The organism is Candidatus Phytoplasma citri (assembly GCF_002009625.1).
Taxonomy (GTDB): Bacteria; Bacillota_I; Bacilli_A; order Acholeplasmatales; family Acholeplasmataceae; genus Phytoplasma; species Phytoplasma citri.
The window spans coordinates 1-4,522 of record NZ_MWKN01000051.1 but is presented as its reverse complement, the minus strand read 5'-3'; the positions used below and the strand labels follow the sequence as shown (position 1 = coordinate 4,522).

3 protein-coding genes are annotated in these 4,522 nt (G+C 22.1%); all 3 read left to right on the top strand.

The features are described from left to right. The first annotated feature begins 90 nt into the window (after positions 1–90). On the top strand, positions 91–471 hold the full coding sequence (locus B2G44_RS01760) for a PP-loop family protein (protein WP_078123129.1): 381 nt from the start codon (positions 91–93) through the stop codon (positions 469–471). Between the two features lie 1,051 nt (positions 472–1,522). Then, positions 1,523–2,083: a tRNA lysidine(34) synthetase TilS gene (gene tilS / locus B2G44_RS01755; RefSeq protein ID WP_078123128.1), complete on the top strand. Its 561-nt coding sequence runs from the start codon at positions 1,523–1,525 to the stop codon at positions 2,081–2,083. Between the two features lie 1,226 nt (positions 2,084–3,309). Continuing rightward, positions 3,310–4,522: coiled-coil domain-containing protein (locus B2G44_RS01750; protein ID WP_143325108.1), on the top strand; the 1,213-nt coding region annotated here is incomplete at its 3' end.

Here is a 4,522-nt window from a genome sequence, read left to right as displayed (position 1 = left end):
GGAAAGCGGTGTGCTTGGAAACTTGCTCGCACCGTTTGGACGGGGGCTATTTGTAATATTTGATAACTATCAAAGAAACGCAAATAATCTATCCGTATTTTAGCAGAAACTATTTTATTAAAATTATCACGAGGTAGTTCTTTATTAGGATATAGTGGAATGCAACCTATTTATTTGATTGAAAAATTTGTGTTTTTAAAACCTTTTTTATATATTTCAAAAGAAAAAATTATTAATTATGCTAATCATAAAAAAATTTCTTTTTTAGAAGATGAAACTAACCAAAATGATCATTATGCTAGAAATAGAATTCGCAAATTTGTTATTCCTTATTTACAAAAGGAACATAATTTTTTAAAAAATATTTATAAATTTCATATTCAATTAACAGAAATTTATCAATTAGTCAAAGAACAAACGAATTTATTTTTGAAATATCATTGTCATCAACAGGGCGCCAAAGAGGCCTAAATATCAAGTGAATTAACCAATCACCAGAACGATAAATACTGGAAAGGATAAGAACGGTTCTTTAAACGAAAGAATAAGGAATTACAGCAGTTCTTAAAAGCGGGTTGCGATTAAGTAGTTAGTCAAAAAAGATACCGCTACCGAATAGTTTTAAGGATAAGTCCGAAAAGGCCTAAGAAGAATAAGAAGATGTAAGATAATAACCTGTCTCGCAAACTACTGAATCGAGCAGTCCAGATGCTATCAATATAATTGTTGAGTATTGGATAGTTTATCGATCAAAAAAATCTGGAATCTCACCGTTGTTAAAAAAACGGTTACTTCACCTAAGAAACTGAGGTCGATATTTAGAGTAACTTGGAGAATCCTAAAGGCTAGTTATTAAATTAATTCATGATAGAGAAAAAACTATTAGTCCCAAGGATAAAGCGACTTTTTAGTAGTTGGAGAAGTAAAACTTAATACGGAATTATTAAGCTAATCGCCCTCCCAGGAAAAAGGTTAACTACCTTTATAGAGCGAAAGAAGTCAGTAATTTATTGTTTATTTGATAGTTAGAGTTGGCATATTTATAAAATTAAGCTTTCGCGAATATCTGATATCATTCAAGATTATTTATTATCCAACAAGCCCTTAAATTTTGGATGAATAATATAATTAATACTTATCGATCATTTACTCAATCTTAGCTAACAAAATTATTGGAACAAAAGTTTTTAACATAATAATCCTGAAATTGAACAATATTACCGTGAATACATTAATAGCTAAAATAAATCATGATCGGTTAAGTAATTATTATGTAAGGAAGGTTATCGTCAGATAATTGAACAAAAAATCACGATATTAAATGATCAGAATAAACAACTAATTAGTGGTAACACAAAATTAGTTTTCGGAAGAAAATAAATTATGGCAAGCCGGATGCTTGGAAACTTGCTTGTCCGGTTTAGAGGGAGGCTGTTTGTAATAGATAATCGAAATATAAATCTGATTATTGAAACGTAAATAATCTATCCCTATATATTATTGTTTAGAAGTTTTTTGTAAATTGAATATAGTTATTCAAAAAAATATTATTTTAGTTTTGTTAGAGAGAAAAAAAATAAATAAAAATTTTGTTTTAATAAATAATATTATTACATTATTAAATAATAAAAATAAACCTTATTTTGAAATGAAATTAAATGACCAATGGCAAATATCTAAAAAATATTATAAATGGCAATTAACTTCTGTAGTTAGAACTGAAAATAATATTAATACATTAAAAACTATTTTGTATTTTCATCACGATCACAAAATATACCCCTCACATATGATTCAAAAAGAAATTTTTTATAGCAATGGGCAAATTATTTTTCCTTTAATTATAAGAACAAGGAGATCAGGAGATGTATTACAATTTAAATTTGGAAAGCAAAAATTAAAAAAATTTTTAATTAATCGTAAAATTCCTATTACACAAAGACAAAAATTGTTATTAATAGCAGATCAAACGCAAAAAATTATTTGGATTCCTTATTTATATTGTAATGAAACTTTAGGAGAAGGTAAAATTATAACTCTTGCTGTTGAAGCGCCAAAGATTTTTAAATATTGTGTTATTTGACTAATTATCAGTAAGATAAACGATGAAAAATGGAATAATTTCTTAAAGGAAACATATAATTGAATATCTTATTTGTAATAATTAATAACAATTAAAAGTGATTCTTAAAAAATCTAAATATTAAGTTAACTAATCAATAATCCGCGATGAACCCTGAAAGTATTAAAATTAATAATCTTTTAAATGAAGATCAACTTTTTAGTTGATCTTTTTTGCAATAGTTGCAAGAAAGCTTTATTTTTAATTTTTTTAATTGATATGACATTTTTTGATTAGTTCATAAAAATATTTAAAAACATTGATTAAAGATATTTTAGATATAATTTTTGTATGTTTTATTTTAATTTGTCTTCGATAAATAGAACTATTTTAGATTTTATTATTTTTTTAATTTTGACAAAAATATTAATATTTGATAGAATTAATTATATATTGTTAAATTAAAAATTAATTTAGTGTTTATAAACTTGAATATACTTATTTTATTTATAATCAATATTTTTATTCTAATTAAATTTTAATTTTAATCGGTTTTTTTAATAAATAATTAATATAGATAAATTAAATTATCTATTTATTTTATATTTTGCATTCTTCAATTGTAATTTTCTTTTATTATTTAAAAAATATTTCATTTTATTCAAATATTTTTTATTTTAAAATTATTTTTTTCTTTTATGACAATTTTTTATTTAAAATTCTGATGTTTAATAAATAAATATTTTTAAAATTATTAAAATTTTTTAAATTAATTTTAAATGTGACAATAATATAAAATTATTTTTTGGTAAATTTAATAAAAAATTAATCTTTTTATATATAAGTTATATTGATTTTCTTATATTTTATTTTTTTTAATAATTTAAAAGTATTTTAATTAAAAAAAGATTAAATTTAGATAAATTAACAGAAAAAGGTTTTTTATTATGTTGGCAAAATATCTAAAAAATAAAATCATTAAATTATTAATTGTAGTTTTTATTTTATTTTTGTCATTAAATCTTTTTTTAATAATATTTTTTAAATTGGACAATAATTTTAAAAAATTCAAATTATTTTCTTCTAATAAATCAATAAATAATTCGGAAAAACTAAAAATTAATATAATGGATGTAATAAGTTCCTCAATTAATATAAATAAATTGTCTGATGATGAAAAAAAATTACTTTCAATAGATTCAAATCTCTCTTCACAAGAAATAATTTTAATTTTAAAGGAGAGATTATTGAATCAATTTCAAGTAAATAATCAAATACACAAAGCTTACGTATTAGCACAAGAAGATGCACATATAAAAATTGATAAAAATTTACATTATTATGTACTTCCACAAGATGAAATAATAATTATGAAAAATTTAATTTACACAAACCCTACATTTTCAGAAAAAGAAACAATAATAATTCTTTCGGACAGATTATTAACAAAATATAGAATAAATCAAAAAAGGTTGGAAAAATATGGTTTATTTTTAAAAAAACAATTAAATCCTATAAGAATTAGTGATAATTCTTTAAATATAAAAATAACTTTAAAAAATAAACAAATACCAAATATATTATTTTACATTATGATTATCAAAACAGTTTTAGCAGAAACACAATATAGAACAACTATATTAAACGAACAACTTAAAGATGATCAGAAATTACAAATACTCGAAAATGATTTTATGAATAATAGGGATTGGATACAAAGCGAGAATAACAAATTATTATTCATAAATCCTAATCTTTCCCCGAAAGAAAAAATTTTAATTTTAAAAGAAAAAATAAAAAATCAATTTCAACAAAGAAACAAATTAGCCAAATATTATGAGTTAATATACCATAAAGGATTACCAACATTTCCTAAACCTAAATCACCAAGATATATTCCAGATGAAGACAGTTTTTTACAAAATATTTTTGATCAACATCTACACAAAACGGAAAGTAAAATAATTGAAGATCTTCAAATATCATTGTTGAAAGAATACGAACAAAAAAAATTATTATTAAATTTATGTAATTCAGTTTTAGATAACAAAATTTTTCCAGAAATTTACTATACCGGGACTTCGAACATTTCTGAAAAAGATATAAATGAAATGACTGAAATTCTAAGTGATCCATGGTATATTTCTTTTATAAGAATTCAATTAGATGATGCAATAAATAAATCAATGACTTTACAACAACATATCAAAAAATTGAAAGATGATATCTTCAAAGATTTAGATAAAACACAAAGAGAATTAGAAACTACTAAGCAAGAACACGATAAAATACAAAACAAATTAAACCAAAAAAAACAAGAATTAATCGATATTCAAAGAAAATCTATCAAAGACTTAGACGATAAAGATCAAACGATCGCAGATCAAAACAAAATTATTGAAGCTCGTGATACAACTATTAGAGAATTAACTCAAGAAAAAACTAATCTTATTAAAGATC